Annotated in this window: 14 protein-coding genes; 3 read left to right on the top strand and 11 right to left on the bottom strand. The window is 75.2% G+C overall.

The window, feature by feature from the left end:
* Positions 1-86: 86 nt before the first annotated feature.
* On the top strand, positions 87-1019 hold the full coding sequence (locus tag ACFRQN_RS02150; protein WP_049658495.1) for a hypothetical protein: 933 nt from the start codon (positions 87-89) through the stop codon (positions 1017-1019).
* 12 nt (positions 1020-1031) lie between these two features.
* Here the strand turns inward: ACFRQN_RS02150 and ACFRQN_RS02145 are convergent, their stop codons facing one another.
* The gene (locus tag ACFRQN_RS02145) at positions 1032-1664 is read right to left on the bottom strand and encodes a hypothetical protein (RefSeq protein WP_380737563.1); all 633 of its coding nucleotides are present in this window, start codon (positions 1662-1664) and stop codon (positions 1032-1034) included.
* Entirely contained in the window at positions 1661-3412 is a 1752-nt protein-coding gene (locus tag ACFRQN_RS02140; RefSeq protein ID WP_380737561.1) for an alpha/beta hydrolase, read from the bottom strand. Before ACFRQN_RS02140 ends, ACFRQN_RS02145 begins: the two co-directional genes overlap by 4 nt.
* Positions 3413-3519: 107 nt before the next feature.
* Here ACFRQN_RS02140 and ACFRQN_RS02135 point away from each other — a divergent pair, with 107 nt between their 5' ends.
* Positions 3520-3849, top strand: coding sequence for a hypothetical protein (locus tag ACFRQN_RS02135; protein ID WP_380737559.1), 330 nt, complete (start codon positions 3520-3522; stop codon positions 3847-3849).
* Between the two features lie 5 nt (positions 3850-3854).
* On the opposite strand, the gene ACFRQN_RS02130 is transcribed toward ACFRQN_RS02135, so the two are convergent.
* The 9 genes from ACFRQN_RS02130 to lanKC form a co-directional block, all read right to left on the bottom strand.
* The gene (locus tag ACFRQN_RS02130) at positions 3855-4715 is read right to left on the bottom strand and encodes a GNAT family N-acetyltransferase (protein ID WP_380737557.1); all 861 of its coding nucleotides are present in this window, start codon (positions 4713-4715) and stop codon (positions 3855-3857) included.
* A 110-nt stretch (positions 4716-4825) separates the two neighbouring features.
* On the bottom strand, positions 4826-6868 hold the full coding sequence (locus tag ACFRQN_RS02125) for a thioredoxin domain-containing protein (protein WP_380737555.1): 2043 nt from the start codon (positions 6866-6868) through the stop codon (positions 4826-4828).
* 40 nt (positions 6869-6908) lie between these two features.
* Positions 6909-7736, bottom strand: a complete 828-nt coding sequence (locus ACFRQN_RS02120; RefSeq protein ID WP_380737553.1) for an ABC transporter ATP-binding protein — start codon at positions 7734-7736, stop codon at positions 6909-6911.
* A gap of 35 nt (positions 7737-7771) precedes the next feature.
* The gene (locus tag ACFRQN_RS02115; RefSeq protein WP_380737551.1) at positions 7772-9901 is read right to left on the bottom strand and encodes a prolyl oligopeptidase family serine peptidase; all 2130 of its coding nucleotides are present in this window, start codon (positions 9899-9901) and stop codon (positions 7772-7774) included.
* A complete protein-coding gene (locus ACFRQN_RS02110) occupies positions 9894-11168 on the bottom strand; it encodes an MFS transporter (RefSeq protein ID WP_380737549.1) in 1275 nt (424 codons plus the stop codon). The genes ACFRQN_RS02115 and ACFRQN_RS02110 overlap by 8 nt, the downstream gene beginning before the upstream one ends.
* Positions 11165-13114 carry an FtsX-like permease family protein gene (locus ACFRQN_RS02105; protein ID WP_147409157.1) on the bottom strand — a complete coding sequence of 650 codons (1950 nt, stop codon included), beginning with the start codon at positions 13112-13114 and terminating at the stop codon, positions 11165-11167. The genes ACFRQN_RS02110 and ACFRQN_RS02105 overlap by 4 nt, the downstream gene beginning before the upstream one ends.
* A 391-nt stretch (positions 13115-13505) precedes the next feature.
* Positions 13506-13595 (bottom strand): class III lanthipeptide, encoded by a 90-nt coding sequence (locus ACFRQN_RS02100; RefSeq protein ID WP_198959315.1) that lies wholly within the window; start codon positions 13593-13595, stop codon positions 13506-13508.
* A 51-nt stretch (positions 13596-13646) separates the two neighbouring features.
* Entirely contained in the window at positions 13647-13736 is a 90-nt protein-coding gene (locus ACFRQN_RS02095) for a class III lanthipeptide (RefSeq protein ID WP_220450056.1), read from the bottom strand.
* 2 nt (positions 13737-13738) lie between these two features.
* Positions 13739-16306 (bottom strand): class III lanthionine synthetase LanKC, encoded by a 2568-nt coding sequence (gene lanKC, locus ACFRQN_RS02090; protein WP_380737547.1) that lies wholly within the window; start codon positions 16304-16306, stop codon positions 13739-13741.
* Between the two features lie 214 nt (positions 16307-16520).
* On the opposite strand from lanKC, the gene ACFRQN_RS02085 reads away from it, so the two are divergent.
* On the top strand, positions 16521-17168 hold the full coding sequence (locus ACFRQN_RS02085) for a response regulator transcription factor (protein WP_049659617.1): 648 nt from the start codon (positions 16521-16523) through the stop codon (positions 17166-17168).
* Positions 17169-17216 lie beyond the last annotated feature (48 nt).

The raw sequence follows: 17216 nt of genomic DNA, 5'->3' as shown, positions 1-17216 counted from the left end.
CCGCACCGATGTGAATATTCACGGTCAAACGCCGCTCCGTCCCGAGCCGCCCGCACGCCGGTCCGCCCGTCCCCCAGGAGGCCGCCATCCACAAGAGCGACCCAGCCGACCTCGCCGCCGCCCTGCGCACCGGCCCCTTCCACCTCGCCCTGCGCACCGCGATCTCCGCCCGGGGCCTCGCCCTCCACCGCATCCGCCGCCACCTCGCCCTGCGCGGCGTCACCGTCGGCCTCACCAGCCTCAGTTACTGGCAGCAGGGCCGCCGCCGCCCCGAACGCACCGAGTCACTGCGCGCCGTCGCCGCCCTGGAAGAGGTCCTCGACCTGCCCGAACACTCCCTCACCCGGCTGCTCGGCCCCCGCCGCGCCGCCGGCCCCGCCCCCGCCGGCCCGCCCGTCCGCCCCTACCGCGACCTCATCTCCCCCGCCGTCGCCGTCGACGACCTGCTCGCCACCCTCGCCGGCCCGCGCGACACCGGACTGCACACCATCACCCACATCGAACGCATCCGCGTCGGCCCCGACCGCCAACTCGCCCGCCGCGACTCCCAGCACGCCCTGCGCGCCCACCGCGACGGCATCGACCGCTACCTCGCCCTCTACCAGGGCGACCCGGGCAGCGACATCACCCGCGTCGGCGTCCGCGCCGAGGAGAACTGCCGCCCCGGCCGCATCCGCCGCGACCAGGCCCACCACCTGCTCGCCGCCGAACTCCTCCTCGACCGCCGCCTACGCGCCGGCGACACCCACCTGCTCGGCTACGGCTTCGACGACGCCCCCTCCCCCGACCCCAGCTGCGAATACGTCCGCGGCTTCAACTCCGGCGCCGGCCAGTACGTCCTCCAGGTCACCTTCCACCCCGCCGCCCTCCCCGTCCGCTGCCACCGCTTCGCACTGCACTCGCCGGGCGCCGCCCCGTACGAGACCGAGGAACTCACCCTCGACGGGCACCACTGCGTCCACCTGGTGGCGACGGCGGTACGGCCGTGCCTCCTGGGGATCCGGTGGGACTGGGAGTGAGGGGCGTGGGGGTCAGTGCGACCAGTACGGGTCGTCGACGGGGTCGACGACCACGTAGCCCGCGGCGTCGTGCGGCGTCCGGCCCAGCGGGGACATCGGCGCGTACGCACGGGCGGGCTGGTACAGCACGCCGAAGACCTCCGCCTCGAAGGTCACCGTGTAGGAGGAGGAGTCCTCGGACCCGACCGCGTTGACGGCCAACGAGGTCTCACCGCCGACGGTCCCCGCCCCCAACAGGCGCGGGTACTTCGCCGAGTTGTCCGCCCGGACGACGTTCGGGCTCCCGAGTGCCCGCCACGCCGGGGTCACCTGTTCCATCAGGAGCGGCAGCTTCGCCCGCGAGACCACCGTCCGCACACGGACGATCCCGGTGACGTTCGTTTCCAGACTCGACTCGTGGTCCCAGTGGTCCGACCGCCTGTACAGGTCGACGTCGGCGCCCGCATAGCTGAGCGGCGGCGAGACCGCCCCCATGGTCGCGCGCAGGGCGGCGTCGATCCGGCCCTTCGCCTCACCCGGGCTCAGCAGAACCATCCGCTCCCTCAGGGCCAACGGTCCGTATCCGTTGGCGGACGCCACCAGGACGACGGCCGGAACGGCGAGGAGCGCGGTGACGAATCCGGTCACCTTCCAACGGGTCTTCATCGTCCCTCGGTCAGGTGGACGTCGTCGGTCCGGCCCGCGACGATCGAGCCGATGTTGCCCAGCGAGGGGCCGCCGGTCTCCGGGGCCAGGTACTTGGTGTGCATCCCGAAGTCCACGACGCTCCCCGACTTACTCCAACCGTCGACGGTGAAGCGCTTGGCCCCGAAGGACTCGCTCGCCGGGTCCCTCCCGTACCAGAGGTCGTGCGGATCGGCCCCGGCCACGCCCTTGAAGGGCCAGGGCACCGCCTGGTTCGCCGCCGAGGGGATCTGGGTGACCGGGTCGTTGCCGGCCGCGCCCGCCCACACGTGGCCGGCGGGCATCCCCAGGTCCGCGGCGTGCTTCACTCCGACGCCGGGGCTGCCGATGATCACCACGTCGTCCGGCAGCGTGAGGTTCCCCTGGTGGGAGGCCTCCTTCGTGGCCAGCCCGACGAGGAGCGAGCCGTAGCTGTGCCCGATCGAGGTGATGTGCGGACACTGGCCGCTCGCGTTGGTCGCCCGGAGCCCGGTGACGAACCTCGCGTAGTCGGGCGCGCCCTTGGCCGCCTGTGCGGGCGTGGCCGCTCCGACGCCGATGTCCGGCGGGTCGTAGCCGAGCCACACGATGGAGGCCGCCGATCCACCGGGCTTGACCTTCTTGTTGGCCTCCCGCCAGACGTTCAGCGCGTTCTCCGCCTCATTGGTGCCGGGCGTGGTCCCCGGCGTCGCCTTGCCGAGCGAATCGGGAGTGGTGGTGATCCCGGGCACGTAGGAGGAGATGTCGGTGGCGGTGTCGGGGTTCCCGAAGGAGAGGATCGCCCGGCCCTGGCCCTCGGCCCCGATGCCGATCAGGTAGGAGTGCGGCCGACCGTCCTTCGCCTGGTCGTCCTGGGCGAGGCGTTCCTGGATGGGCTGGAGCTTCTTGAACTCCGCCTCTTCTTCCTTCGTCCGCTGCTTGCCCTTGAGCTCGCTCAGCCGCTTGTCCAGGTAGCTCCGGTTGACCTGGTCCCGCACGTCCGCCGGGATCCCGTCCAGGTTCCCGACCTTCTCCGGGTGGTGGTCGATGAACCACTGCCGGCCCGCCGGGTCGAGGCCGTTCCACCAGCTGTTGACCTCGGTGGGCGGCGCTCCCGCGGCCGCCATGTCCCTCAGGTACGGGGCGCCCGACTCGTTCGCCGTCCGCTGGTCGGCCTCGGCGACCGCGAGGGTCAGGCCCGACTTGCTGGTGGCGTGCTGGGTGAAGCCCCTGAGCAGCCCGGCGAGGGTCTGGTCGGCCGTGCCGGCCTCGGTGAGGGCGGCGGTGATCCGCTTGGCGATCTCCTCGGCCGCCGCCTTCTGCTTGGTCTCCCAGTTCGCGTCCACCGGGCCGGTGGGCGCGGGCCAGCTCACCGTGCCGTTGTCGCTGACGGTCAGGCCCTTGGCACCGGCGTCGACGACGGCCTGCCGGAGTTTCGACTGGGCGAGTCCGAAGAGGTCGGCGTAGTCCCGCAGGGTCTGGCCGAGTGCGGCCAGTTCGGTTTCGGCGGCGTGCAGTTGGGTGGTCGTGCCGTCCAGTGAGGGGATCGCGGCGTCGGCTGCCGGCCCGCTCCAGCCCGACCCGTGGACCCGGTCGGTGGTGCCGCGCTTCCAGTCGGCGGTGTGCTGCGCGAACGCCTTGTGGAGCGCGTCGTACGCGTCGCCGGCCGCGTGGAGATCCCCCGGTCTGGCGTTCTTCAGGCTCGCGAAGTCGAGTCGGCCCGCGCCGGCCCGCTGATCCGGATCAGCCATGAGTGCTCCCCCCGATACTCACCGCTACCATAACCCACGTCTGCCACAGCGGCATTGGGGGAAGAGCGATGGGTGACGGCAAGGGATTCACTGTCAAACCAGGCGAGTTGACCGCCGCCGGGAACAACGCGCTGGCAGTGGCCGGGAAGGTTCCGGAGGAGACGGCGAAGCTCGCGGAGCCGGGCGACAAGGCGGCCGGGGGGCTGGCGGGGTGGCAGAGCGGGGCGGCGTTGCAGGGGTGCGGCACCGCCTGGAAGTCGCTGCTGGACGGGCTCGCCGGCGACATGAAGTCGGCCGGCGGCAACCTTCTCACCTGCGCGCAGACGTACCTCAGCGCCGACCGGCTGCCCGCGCCCGCCACCGCGGCGGCCGCCACCGATCCCTTCGGCACGAAGGTGGCCGGGGTGGCGGGCGTGCATCTGACCAGGGACGCGTAACTCCGTTACCGGGGCCGGAAGTCCACGATCTGGGAGCCCTCCACCGGCAGGTAGCCGATCTGCTGGTAGATGGAGTTGCTGGTCGGGTTGGCGAGGTCGGTGTAGAGCAGGACCTCGGTGGCGCCGCGGGCGAGGAGGTGGGCCGAGACGGCGGCGGTGACGGCGGTGCCGTAGCCGTGGCCGCGGCTCTCGGCGGGGGTGTAGACCGGGCCGATGCGGGACATGCCGGCGAGCACCGGGCTGCTGCCGGCCAGGGCGACCGGGCGGCCGCCGTCCTCCCACAGGTGCAGGCAGCCGTTCGCGGTCCGCTCGTCCACCGCCCTTGGGACGTCGGGGAGTCCGACCTCGACCTCGGCCAGGAACTCCTGGTACCAGCGGATCGCCAGTTCGCGGTCGGCCGGTTCGGCCAGCCGGTGGCGGCCTGCGGGCGGGCGCGGTGGGTCGGTCAACTCGCCGAGCCGGTAGAGCCGTTCGTCGACGCACACGGACTGTTCGGTGCCGGTGGCCGCCGTCCAAGCGGCGGCGAAGGCGCGGACCGCTTCGGCTCCCCCGCCGACCCCGGCCACCGTGGTGAAGCCGGCTCCGGCGGCGGCCAGGCCGGTCGCCAGTTCGGCGGCCGCGGCCGGCGGCATGAAGGAGAGCCGGGGGGCGAACGGCGGCGTCTGGAGGAAGGCGCCCGCGACCGGACCTCCCTGCTCGGCCCGCCACCAGCCGAAGACCGGCGGCTCGCCGAACACCGTCAGGCCGGACTCGGCCAGCCGGTGCGCGATGGTGAGCAGGACGGTGTTCTCGGCGGGGCGAGCGGCCAGGAAGGCGCCCGCCCGGTCGCGGAACTCGTCGAGGGAGGTGCTGAAAGTCCAGGTCATGGCTCATGGTGGCCCCGGCCGGACCCCGCTCGCCAACGATTATCCGACCGCCGTCGAACCCCTGCCCGCCCCCACCCTCGACGGCTTGCCCGCCCCCGCCGGGACGCCCGCTACTCGACCGCCACGCCCAGCTTCCCGGCCAGTTCCGCCGGATCGGTGGTCGGGGCGTCGCAGGCGAAGTGCCGGCAGACGTACGCCGCGGGGGCGCCGCCGACCAGCGGCCGGTCGGCCAGCAGCGGCACCTCGGGCTCCCCGGGCGCGCCGACCGCGACCACCGCTCCCGGCGCCGTCCCGAGCAGCGCGGCCCGTCGCAGCGCCGCGGTGGCCGGGTCGCCGTCCGGGCCGACCACGGCGACCTCGCGCGGCCCGTCGAGCAGCGCCTCGGCGACGGCGAGGCCCCAGCCGATGAACCGCGGTGCCCGGCCGGCGAGGGCGCCGACCACGCCGAGGGCCCGTTCGGCGGCCGTGCGGTGCCGGTCGGAGCCGGTGTACGCGGCGTACGTGAGCAGGGCGCCGGCGGCGGCCGTCCAGCCGGACGGGGTGGCGTTGTCGGTCGGGTCCTGCGGGCGGCGGATCAGCTCCTCGGCGTCGTCGGCGGTGTCGTAGAGCGCGCCGGAGGCCTCGTCGGTGAAGTGCTTGAGCACGGTGTCGAGCAGGCCGCCCGCCAGCTGGAGCCAGGAGGCGTCGCCGGTGACGGCGTACAGCGCGAGGAAGCCCTCGGCGGTGTCCGCGTAGTCCTCCAGCACGCCGGCGTTGGCACCGGCCCGGCCGTCCCGGGAGGTGCGCAGCAGCCGGCCGTCGGGGGTGAGGTGGACGGCGAGCAGCAGGTCGGCGGCGCGTTCGGCGGCCTCGACCAGGTCGGGGCGGTCCAGCAGCGCGCCGGTCTCGGCGAGCGCGGCGACGGCCAGGCCGTTCCAGGCGGCGACCACCTTGTCGTCGCGGGCCGGGGCGGGGCGGGCCGCCCGGGCCTCGGCCAGCCGCGCCCGGATCGTCTCGTACTCGGCGAAGTCCTCGGGGTCGGCGAGGAGTTGGAGCACCGAGGTGCCGTGTTCGAAGGTGCCCCCGGCGGTGACGGTGAACAGCCGGGCGGCGGTGGCCGCGTCGGCGGGGCCGAGCAGGTCGACCAGCTGGCCGGGCTCCCACACGTAGTACGCGCCCTCGGCGGACTGCCCGGTCTCCTCGTCCAGGCTGTCGGCGTCCAGGGCGGAGGCGAACGCACCCTCGGGCGTGCGGAGTTCGCGCAGCAGGAAGTCCGCCGTGGAGAGCGCGACCCGGCGGGCCAGGGCCGATCCGGTGGCCCGCCACAGGTGCAGGTAGGCGCGCAGCAGCAGGGCGTTGTCGTACAGCATCTTCTCGAAGTGCGGCACCACCCAGCCGGCGTCCACCGCGTACCGGGCGAAGCCGCCGCCGAGCTGGTCGTGGATGCCGCCGCGGGCCATCGCCTCACCGGTGCGGACGGCCATCTCCAGGGCCGCCTCCGAGCCGGTCCGGGCGTGGTGGCGCAGCAGGAACTCCAGCACCATGGCCGGCGGGAACTTCGGCGCGCCGCCGAAGCCGCCACGGCTCTGGTCGAAGTCCCGGCTGAGGGCCACCAGCGCCTGGTGCAGATCCGCCTCGCCGGGCGGGTTGTGGGCACCGGCCGAGTACACGGCGGCCCGCTGGGCGAGGTCGGCCCGGATCCGTCCGGCGACCTCGCCGACCTCCTCCCGCCGGTCCCGCCAGGCGGCCTCCACACCCTCCAGCACCTGCCGGAAGGACGGCATCCCGTGCCGGGGCTGCGGCGGGAAGTAGGTGCCGAAGTAGAACGGCTCCTTGTCGGGCGTGAGGAACACCGTCATCGGCCACCCGCCCTGCCCGGTCGCGGCCTGCACCGCCTCCATGTACACGGCGTCGACGTCCGGCCGCTCCTCCCGGTCCACCTTGACCGGGACGAACCGCTCATTGAGGTACTCGGCGAGCCCGGCGTCCTCGAAGCTCTCGTGAGCCATGACATGACACCAGTGACAGGCGGCGTAACCGACCGACAGCAGAACGGGCACACCGCGGCGCCGCGCCTCCTCGAAGGCCTCCGGCGCCCAGGGCCACCAGTCCACGGGGTTGTCGGCGTGCTGGAGCAGGTACGGCGAGGTCGCGTCCGCGAGACGGTTCGGCATGCCCCCATCCTCGCGCATCCGGCGGTCGGCGCGCGGCAGGTCAGGCCGGTCCGGACCAGTAGCTGATGCCGAGGTTGGCGTCGAAGGTGCGCATCCGCCCGAGCACCTGGTCGGGGGTCGGGCCGAGGAGTTCGTCGACGATGCGGCCGTCGGCGAGGAAGATGACGCGGTCGGCGTACGAGGCCGCCACCGGGTCGTGGGTGACCATCACGACGGTCTGGCCGAGTTCCCGGACGCACCGGCGCAGCAGCGCGAGGATCTCGGCGGCGGAGCGGGAGTCCAGGTTGCCGGTCGGTTCGTCGGCGAAGACGATCCGGGGCCGGCCGGCCAGCGCCCGGACGCAGGCGACGCGCTGCTGCTGGCCGCCGGAGAGCTGGGCCGGGCGGTGGCCGAGCCGGGCGCCGAGGCCGGCCGCCTCGACCAGGGTGTCCAGCCACTGCCGGTCGGGGGTGCGGCCGGCCAGCGTCAGCGGCAGGGCGATGTTCTCCGACACCGTCAGGGTGGGGATCAGGTGGAAGGCCTGGAAGACGAAGCCCACGTGGTCGCGGCGGAGCCTGGTCAGCTGGCCGTCGCTCAGCCGGGTGAGGTCCGTGTCGCCGATCCGGGCGGCGCCCGAGGTGCAGGACTCCAGTCCGGCGAGGCACTGGAGCAGGGTGGACTTGCCGGAGCCGGACGGGCCCATGATCGCCGCGAACTCCCCCTCCCGGAAGGACACCGAGACCCGCTCCAGTGCCACCACCCGGGCGTCGCCCGACCCGTGCACCTTGGTCAGGTCGACGGCCGACGCGGCGGCCGGGGCGTGGTTCGCGGCGGCCCGGGGGCCTCCGGGACGGGACGGGCCTCCCGCGAGGGACTGGGGCTCGGTCATCGGTGGTGCTCTCCTCGGTTGGACACGGGCTGAGGTCAGGACTGCGGTCTGGGCCGGGGGCCGGGCGGACCGGCGGGCAGGTCGGCGGGTGGCAGCAGGCCGGTGCCGGCGGCCAGCAGGGCGAGGGAGCGGACCGCGAGCTCCCGTCCGGCCGCGGCCGGGCGGCCCTGGTGGCCGCCGCTGTCGTGGTGGTCGAGCAGGACCGGCGCCGCCCCGGTGGAGGCCCGTCCGAGCGCCGCGCAGAGCTTCCAGGCGTGCCAGGGCGGCACCCGCGCGTCGTTCGCCCCGGTGGCGAGCAGCACCGCCGGGTAGGCCGTCCCGGGCACCACCCGGTGGTACGGGGAGTAGTCGAGCAGCGCCCGCAGCGCCCGCGGGTCGGCCGGATCGCCGTACTCCTCCGCCCAGAGCCGGCCGAGGCCGCCGACCTGGTAGCGGGCCAGGTCGGTGAGCGGGGCCACGCACACCGCGGCGGACAGCAGACCGGGCTCCCGGGTGAGCGCGGCGGCGACCACCAGCGCCCCGTTGCTGGCGGCCAGTGCGCCTAGGCCGCCCGCCGGGGCCTCGCCGTGTTCGACCAGCATCGCGGCGGCGGCCCGGAAGTCGTCCACGGTGGCGCTCTTGCCGGGGCCCCGGCCGGCGGCCGCCCAGGCGGGGCCGAGCTCGCCGCCGCCGCGCGCGTGCACCCAGGCGATCCGGCCGCCGGCCCGCAGCCAGGCCTCCATGGCCGGGTCCCAGGAGGGTTCCAGCGGGAGGCCGAAGCCCCCGTAGACGGTGAGCAGGGTGGGCGCGGGGCGGCCGCGGTCCCGCGGCCCGGGGTCGCAGACCGTCACCGGGACGGGCGCGCCGTCCCGGCCGACGGCGGTGAGGGTGCGCAGCGCGGCGCGGCGCTCGGGAGGTTCGACCGGGCCGGAGCCGTCCAGGCTCCTGGTCCAGGTGCCGTACCGGGGGTCGTCGGCGAGCAGCCAGACCGACCCGCCGACCCGCCCGTGCCGGTCGTACGGGGTGGCGCCGAGGCGCAGCCGGGCGGGCCAGTGCAGTGCGGTGGCGCCGTCGCCAGGTGCCTCAACCGGCGCCCCGCCGGGTTCCCCACCCGGTATACCGCCCGGCGCCCCGCCCGGCCGGTGCAGGTCGAGCCGGTGGGTGGTCCCCAGCCGGCGGAGCAGCGCCAGGCCGGGCCTCCGGCCGGGGCCGAGCACCCGCAGGGCGGTGACCGGGCCCGCCTGTACTTCACCGGCGGCGGGCGGTTCACCTACGGCGAGCGGCGCGACCACGGCGGGCCGCCCAGTGGCGCCCCGGGCCAGCTCGTCCAGGTCCAGCGCGAGCAGCTCGTCGGCGGCGAGGAAGCAGACCGTCTCGTTCAGGTCCAGGGCGGTGACCCGCCGCCCGTCGAGGTCGAGCGGCTGCCAGTCGGGCACCGCCCGGCCGGTCCACCGGGTGGCCCACCAGCGCGCCGGGCCGGACGGCTGCGGGCGGGTGCGCAGCAGCAGGTTCCCGCCGGGACCGCCGTGGAGGGTGAGCCGGACCGGGCCGGGCACCGGCAGGGCGAGCCGGCGGGCCGGGCCGCCGTCCGGGTGGCGGGCCGCCAGGGTGTGCTCGGTGCGGGTGCCGGCGGTGTACACCAGCGCCTCGCCGGTGAAGGCGAGGGTGGCGTACGGGGCCGCGTCGGGCAGGTGGTGGGGCCGGTCGCCCGGGCGGGTGGGGAGCAGGTGCAGGCCGCCGTTCTCGGCTCCGTCCCGGTGCAGTTGGACGGCGATGAACCGGCCGTGCGGCTCGGGCTGCCAGCCGGCGATCCGGTCGCCGGGGCCGACGACGCCCTCGGTGGGCGTCCGGCGGGTGCCGTCGGGGTTCCGGACGGTCAGGACGTCGCCGTCCGGGCCGCGTTCGTGGCGGAAGAGCAGGCCGCCGGCCTCGGCGGGCGGGGTGGGCGTCCGGTCGGGCGCCTCCCGTTCCACCCGGTCGAGCAGGGTGGCCCAGGCGGGCTCGTCGGAGCGCTGCGGGCGGGCGGCCAGCAGGCGCCGCTGCTCGGCGAGCCAGGCCCGGGTGCGCGGGGTATCCGCCTCCTCCAGCCAGCGGTACGGGTCCGCCGGCGTGAGGTGCGGGTCCGCCGGCGCGGGGTTCGGCGCCGCCGGCCCGGGGGGCGCGGCCCGGTGGGCGAGGTCAGCCATGGACGGCCTCCGCGGGGTTGTCGTTCCGTCGTTCCGGGGCACCCCCGGCCCCGGTCGGACCGGCGGCGGGCCCACCACCGGTCCGGCCCGCGGTGGCGGCCAGCCCGACCGCGGCGAGGACCACCACGACCACGGCCGCGCCGGCCACCGTGCCGGTCAGTCCGAACGCGTGGGCGCACAGGCCCGCGAGGGTCGGCCCGGCGGGCGCGACCAGTTGGGCGAGGAAGCCGATGCCGCTGTGCACCCGGCCCTGCAGACCCGGCGGGGTCACCTCCATCTGGGTGACCGCGATCAGCACGGTGACCACCGGCCCGGCGGCCGCGGCGAGGGCCAGCGGAAGGACCGCCGCCCAGTGCCCCTGGGCCAGGGTGAAGCCGGGCAGGGCGAGCGCGACCACGGCCGTGCCGAGGGCGATGCCCCGGGCGGGCGGCAGCCGCCGGGCCAGCGCCGGTGCGAGCAGCGATCCGGCCAGCCCGCCGGTGCCCAGGGCCGCGGTCAGCACCCCGATGTGCACGGCGCCCCCGCCCGAGGCCACCACCACGATCAGCAGCCCGTTGAACACCAGGTTGAGCACGGCCGCGTTGACCACCGCGTAGCGCAGGAAGGGCACCCGCCAGATGAACCGGACGCCTTCGGCCAGCGCGGCCCGGACGCCGGGCGCGGCCGGCTCGTCCCCGGGACGCTCCCGCCTCCCCTTCGGCAGCAGTGCCACGCAGCAGACGGCCGCCAGGTAGCTGCCGGCGTCGACGGCGAACACCCAGGACGGGTGGACGGCCAGCAGCGCACCGCCGGCCACCGGGCCGGCCATCGCCGCGACGGCCGTCCTGCTCTGCAGCAGGCCGACCGCGCGGGGAAGGTGCTCGGGCCGCACGAAGCACCGCACCACCACGTTCTCGACGGGTGCCAGGGTGCTGCCCACCGCGCCGAGCAGCAGGGCGGCGATCAGCACCGCCCACAGCGGCGGCATGCCGCCGGAGGCCGACAGGGCCAGCGCGGCCAGGACGAGTGCGCCGGCCGCGTTGCCGGTCAGCAGCACCGTCCGCCGCTCGCGGCGGTCGGCGAGGACGCCGGCCGGCAGCCGGGCCAGCAGCACCCCGACGGAGAGCGCCGTACCGGCCAGTCCGGCCTGCCGGATGTCACCGCCGGCCCGCAGCGCGACCACCGGGAGGGCGATCACCGAGGCGGCGGTGCCCAGGGCCGAGGCGGACTCGCCGCCGTAGAGCAGCCAGAACGACCGCCCCAGCCCTCCGGCGGCCGCCGCGCTCACGCCGACCCCGTCGCGAACTGTCGCCGGATGCCGCGCAGCGGACGGGCCGCCAGCGCCGCCGGGACGGCGGTGGCGACCAGCACCCCGACCAGGACGCCGACCGTCCACGGCACGTCCAGGGCGGGCAGCGCCCCCTGCCCGACGGCCCGGGCCAGCGGCACCAGGCAGATCCCGGCCGTCGCCACCGCCAGGACCGTCCCGACCAGCGCCGAGGCCAGCACCTCGTACACCACGCAGCGCAGCAGCTGCCCGCGGCCGAGGCCGAGGGCCCGCAGGTGGGCGCGCTGGGAACGGCGGTCCCGCTGGGCGATGGCGCAGGTGTTGGCGAGGGCGAGCAGCGCGTACCCGCCCACCACGGCGACGATCAGCCGGGAGGCCATGTCGTCCTGCACGTTGCGCGGCCGCAGGTGGGCCAGGTAGTCGGCCCGCGTGGCGAGCCGCTGGCCGGGCCGGAGCTCCCAGGCGCCCGGGTCACCGCGGAGCAGCACCCGGTCGGCGTACGGGGCCGGGGTGTGTTCGAGGGCGAGGTCGGCGGGGAGGACGTACGAGGGGAAGGCCAGGTCCCGCTGGTAGACGGCGACGAGCCGCAGCTGCGCCTGCTGTCCGTCGGCGAGCGTGAAGGTGACGTCCTGGCCGAGCTTCCAGTGGCGCGCGGTGGCCTCGGTGCTGCCCGCGGCGAACGTTCCGGGAGCCAACTCGTCCAGCCGGCCCTGCTGTTCGCCGAGGTCCAGGGCGCTCCGCAGGGCCGCCCCGTCGACGCCCCAGGCGCGGGTGGGCTTGGGCTTGTCGTCGTAGAAGCTGGGCGGCGCGGTCACCTTGGTCGCGATCGGCGCGACGGCCGTCCCGCCGGGCAGGCCGGCGGGCCGGGCGGGCAGCTGGTGGCCCGGCTCGGCCGTCACCACCGCGTCGGCCCGCAGCGCCTGCTCGGTCTGCTGCTGCACGGCGGCCCCGATGGTGGCTCCCGAACCGAGCAGGCAGACCACGGTGCCGACGGCCAGCAGGACGGGCACCGCGATCGCGGCCGTCCGGGCGGGCGCGGCCCGCAGCCCCGCGGCGGCGATCCGGCCGGCCTTGCGGTCGAGCAGCAGCAGCACCGCGCAGCAGGGGCCGACGAGCAGCGGCACGAACCAGGGCGCGAGCACCGCGAGCGTGGGGATGACGGCCGTGGCCAGGCCCATCACCAGCGCGCCCTGGAGCACCGGCGGCAGGTCCATCACGACCATCAGGGCCACGAGCGGCCCGCAGAGCATCAGGACCATGGCGATGCCCGCCACCAGCCGGCCGACGTTGCGGCGGGGCGGGGCCAGGGCCAGCGACTGGTCCTTGAGGAGGTCGATCGGCTGGACCCGGCCGGCCGCCAGCACGCTGGCCAGCGCGGCCAGCACCGCGACCGCGCAGGTGCCGAGGCAGGCGCCGACCGCGATCGCCCAGGTCTGCCCGGCGGAGGGCAGGTCGACCGCGGCGGGGAACAGCTCGCGCTCGATCAGCAGGCGCCGGCCGAACCCGGCCACCGGGACCGTCCCGGCCACCGCGGCGACGGCGGAGGGGGCCAGCGCGACCAGCGCGACGTCCGCGACGACCAGGGCCCGCAGCCGGCCGGCCGTCACCCCGAGGGCGCGCAGCACGGCGAACTGCCCGAGCCGCTGGTTGGTCCAGAGCGCGACCGTCGACCCCGTCACCAGCACCGCCGACATCAGCAGCATCGTCAGCAGCAGGCCCAGCAGGTTCTGCGCGTCCTTGGCCGCCGCCGCGGCGGACGAACCCTCCGGGTAGGACGGGCCGCTGACCGCCGCGAGCAGCAGCAGGCAGGCGCCCACGCCGGTGGCGGTGAGCGCGCAGGCGACCGCGACACCTATGACCCGCCCCGGGTACGCCCGTACCTCGGCGACGCACAGTCGCAGCGCGCCGAGCGGTCCGCTCGGACGGGTAGTCGGTTCTGATGCCACGGCCACGGTTAACTCACCCCAAAACGGTAAACAGAATGCAGAGCCGGGGAAGGCCGCATGTGCCGCGGCCTTCCCCTCTCTGTCACCCGGTACTGCCGGACCCAGGGGGTCAGCAGCTGAACACGCTGTACGAGCTGAACGGGGCGTCGACGACGATCTCCTCGTCGAGCTCCTGAAGCGCCAGAATGTCGGCCATCACAATCACCTCCTCCTCACCGTCTCGCCGGAACGCGGCACCGGGCCACAGGGGTCAGCAGTTGAACGCGCTGTACGAACTGAACGGGGCGTCGACGACGATCTCCTCGTCGAGCTCCTGAAGCGCCAGGATGTCGGCCATCACAATCACCTCCTCCTCACCGCCTCGCCGGTACACGGCACCGGGCTGCCGGGATCAGCAGCTCCAGTAGCTGAGCGAGCTGAACGGGGCGTCGACGACGATCTCCTCGTCGAGCTCCTGAAGCGCCAGAATGTCGGCCATCACAATCACCTCCTCCTCACCGCCTCGCCGGAACGCGGCACCGGGCCACGGACATCAGCAGCTGAACGCACTGACCGAGCTGAACGGGGCGTCGACGACGATCTCCTCGTCGAGCTCCTGAAGCGCCAGGATGTTGGCCATCACAGTCACCTCCCCTCGTCGTCTCGCCGGGACGGGATACCGGGCTCGGCCCGCTCCGGCGTCCACCCGTGGACGGGGTGGGCGCCGGGGAGCAGGCACTGCCCGGGGCTCTTGGCGGCGGCCAGCGCCAGCAGGGCGCCGGCGGAGCCGGTGGCCAGGTCGGTGGAGAGCCGGATCAGCTGGTCCCCGTGCAGGACGCTGCCGTCCTGATGAGGGGCCAGGTGGAGGTCCACCAGCCGGAGTTGCTCCTCCGCCTCGGCCCGCCAGCGCGGCAGGCGGGCGGCGACCTGGAACAGGGTGTAGGCGAGCCCGGCGCGGCCGTTGAACAGCCCGCCCTGGACGACCACGCGGACCGCGCCGGCCCGGGCCGCGGCCTCCAGCACCCGCTCGGCGTCGAGGGCTTCGGCCTGCGCGGCGGGCAGGGCCAGGACGGCGAGCGCCACTCCGGCCGAGCCCTCCGCCAGGTACGGCAGCAGCCGGCCCGAGCTGTACGTCTGCAGCATGTCGTCGACCAGCCGGCCGTGCCGCAGGTCGCAGCGGACGGCGCGTTCGGCGGCCTCGGCCCAGGCCGTGTCGCCGGTGAGGCGGGCGCAGCGGGCGAACAGCACCGCCGGTCCGGACCAGCCGCGCAGCAGACCCGGGCGGTCCAGCAGCCCGGCCTCGCCGATCCGCCCGGCGGCCTTGGCGGCCAGGGCGAGCGCCTCGTCCGTCGCTCCGGCCTCCAGCAGCAGCTGGGCGACGCCCGTCAGGCCGCCGTACAGGCCGAGCGAGGAGGGCGGCGGGCCGGCCAGCAGCCGGTCCACCACGTTCGCGGCGTCCGGATGCCCGAGCCGGTGGAACAGCCAGCCGGCTCCGGCCAGCCCGTCGTACAGCCCGACGGGCGTGTCCGCGGGGGCGCGCCGCACGGCGGCGGCGAGCCAGTCCAGCTGTTCCCCGCCCGGTGCGGCCCCGGCCAGGTGCCGGGCGAGGAGCACGCCGGAGGAACCGTACGCCAGCCCGAGCGCGCCGCCGGGCCGCAGCCCGGCCACGTCGCCGGGGTGGAGGCGGTCCTCCCGCTCCGGGGTCGCCGCCGCGTCGATGCCGCGCAGCAGGGCCGCGGCGGTGAGCTCCGCCCGGGCGCCGGCCGCGGGCCGGGCCCCGAGGTGGGGGCGCAGTGCCGGGGAGAGGGCGAGCCGCCCCGTCATCCGTTCGGCGAAGCCGGCGGGCACCGTCGGGAAGCACTCCGCGACGAGGTCCAGCAGCCCGCCGACGACGGCCGGGTTGCGCCTGGTGAGCGTGGTCAGCGCGACGAAGGCGGCGAGCTGGCAGCAGCCGAGCGCGAACAGGTCGGCCTCGCGGGCGTCGGTGATCTCCGGGTCGGTGAAGCCGGGTGCCCCGAGGGTGCGTCGGCGCGGGGTGTCCAGCGGCGTCGAGAGTTCGAAGTCGATCAGGGCGACGGTGCCGTCCGGACGGATCATGATGTTGCGGTGGTGGAGGTCCCCGAAGGCCACCCCCTCCCGGTGCAGCGCCGCGACGCACTCCTCGACCAGCGCGAGCCGGGTGACCGCGAGCCCCGCGAAGTCGGCCAGCTCCCGGGCGTCCGGCCGGTGTCGGGTGAGCGGGTACTCCCGGCCCAGCCAGGCGCTGAAGGACTCGCCGGGGATGTACTCCATCACCAGGTAGTGGTGCTCCCAGCTGGTGAAGTACTCGTACAGCTCCGGCACGAACGGCAGGTGGCCGAGCCGCTCCAGGGCGTCCCGCTCGACCAGCAGCCGGGTCACCGCGTCCGTCTCCGAGGCGTCCAGCCCGGCGTGCGGGCGGGCCTCCTTGATGACGACCTGTCGGCCGCCCTCGTCCTCGGCGAGGTAGACCCCGCCGGCGTTGGAGAAGTGCAGCGCCTTGACCACCCGGTAGCGGCCGAGGCCGGCTCCCGCGTCGTCGGCGGCCGCGGCGATCCGCGCGGCCAGGAAGTCCGGGGTGGGGGCCCACTCCGGGACGGTGAAGCGCGGGCGCCGGGCGTCCGGCACCAGCCGGCCGTCCGGGTCCTTCACCGCGGGCACCCTGGTGCCGTCCGGCAGCTCGCACCACATCAGGGCGAAGCCCCCGTAGCGCACCGACACCGGGCCCTGGTTCCACCGCAGGTCGGACAGGACGTACGGGCCGGGGCGGCCGCCCAGCGCCTCGTCCAGCTCGGCGAGGACGGTCTCCAGCTCCTCGGCCGTCCTCGGGTAGACGGTGACGACCTTGCCGCTGGCGGACCGGTCGGCGTACTTGGCGTTCGTCACCGCGACCACCAGCCGGCTGCGCAGGTACTTCCAGGGCAGCCCGAGCCGGCGGCAGACCCGCCAGGCCGTCTCGATCGTCTCCTCGGCGGATTCGGGCGTGGCGCTGACGTGGACCTTCCAGCCCTGTTCCGGCAGCTGCGGGGCGCCGGAAGGCGCCAGCACCTCCCACACACCCTGGGTGCGGCCGCGCCAGCCCTCGGGCAGCGCGCCCCCGCCCGGTGTGAACCGGGAGGCCCGGTCGTCACACCGCTCCAGGGCGTCGTACCACACCGGGTCGGCTATCGCATACGACTCGTATTTCGCGTCCACTTCGCCGTCCGCCCCCTTTCGAATATCCGCTGAACCGAATTCCGGTTTCCGCCGGAACCTTCGAAGCTCCGACTCCCCGTTCCGACAGGAACCATCCTTCCCGGACTCCCCGTCATGTGACAACGGTGTTAAGCGGAAACTGAATCCGGCGCATACCAGGCGGAATCCCGGCCTTCACTTCGGGGGCGCCGAAAGCCCGTGCGATCATGACGCCATGAAGACGCGTGTCGTGATCGCCGACGACCAGGCGAGCGTCCGCCAGGGGTTCCGGCACATCCTGGCGGCCCAGCCCGACATGGAGGTCGTGGCCGAGGCCGCGGACGGCCTGGAGGCCCTGGAGGCCGTCCGCACCCTGCGGCCGGACGTCCTGCTGGTCGACATCCGGATGCCGGAGCTGGACGGGCTGGAGGTCACCCGCCGGCTGGCCGGCATCACCCCGGAGGTGAAGGTCGTGGTGGTGACCACCTTCGACCTCGACGAGTACGTGCACACCGCGCTGCGCAACGGCGCCTGCGGCTTCCTGCTCAAGCACTCGGGGCCCGCGCTGCTCGCCGAGGCGATCCGCTCGGCGGTGGTCGGCGACTCGCTGATCAGCCCGCAGATCACCACCCGCCTGCTGCACCGCTTCACCGGCCCGCGCCGGGTCGACCGCTCCCCCGTCGAGCCGCTGACCAGCCGCGAGGAGGAGATCGCCGTCCTGGTCGCCGAGGGGCTGACCAACTCCGACATCGGCGCCGAGCTGTTCATCTCGCTGAGCACCGTCAAGACCCACCTGGCCAACCTCCAGCGCAAGTTGAAGGCCCGCAACCGGGTGGGCATCGCCACCTGGGCCTGGGAGTCGGGCCTGACCGAGCGCGGCTGAGCGGGCCCGCCCGGTCAGCCGGCGCCGGCCGCACCGGCCGCTGATGGC

This window comes from Kitasatospora sp. NPDC056800 (assembly GCF_042789775.1).
In the GTDB taxonomy this organism is placed as follows: Bacteria; Actinomycetota; Actinomycetes; order Streptomycetales; family Streptomycetaceae; genus Kitasatospora.
Note: the sequence above shows the minus strand (reverse complement) of the source record. Positions and strands in the feature narration are given on the sequence as shown.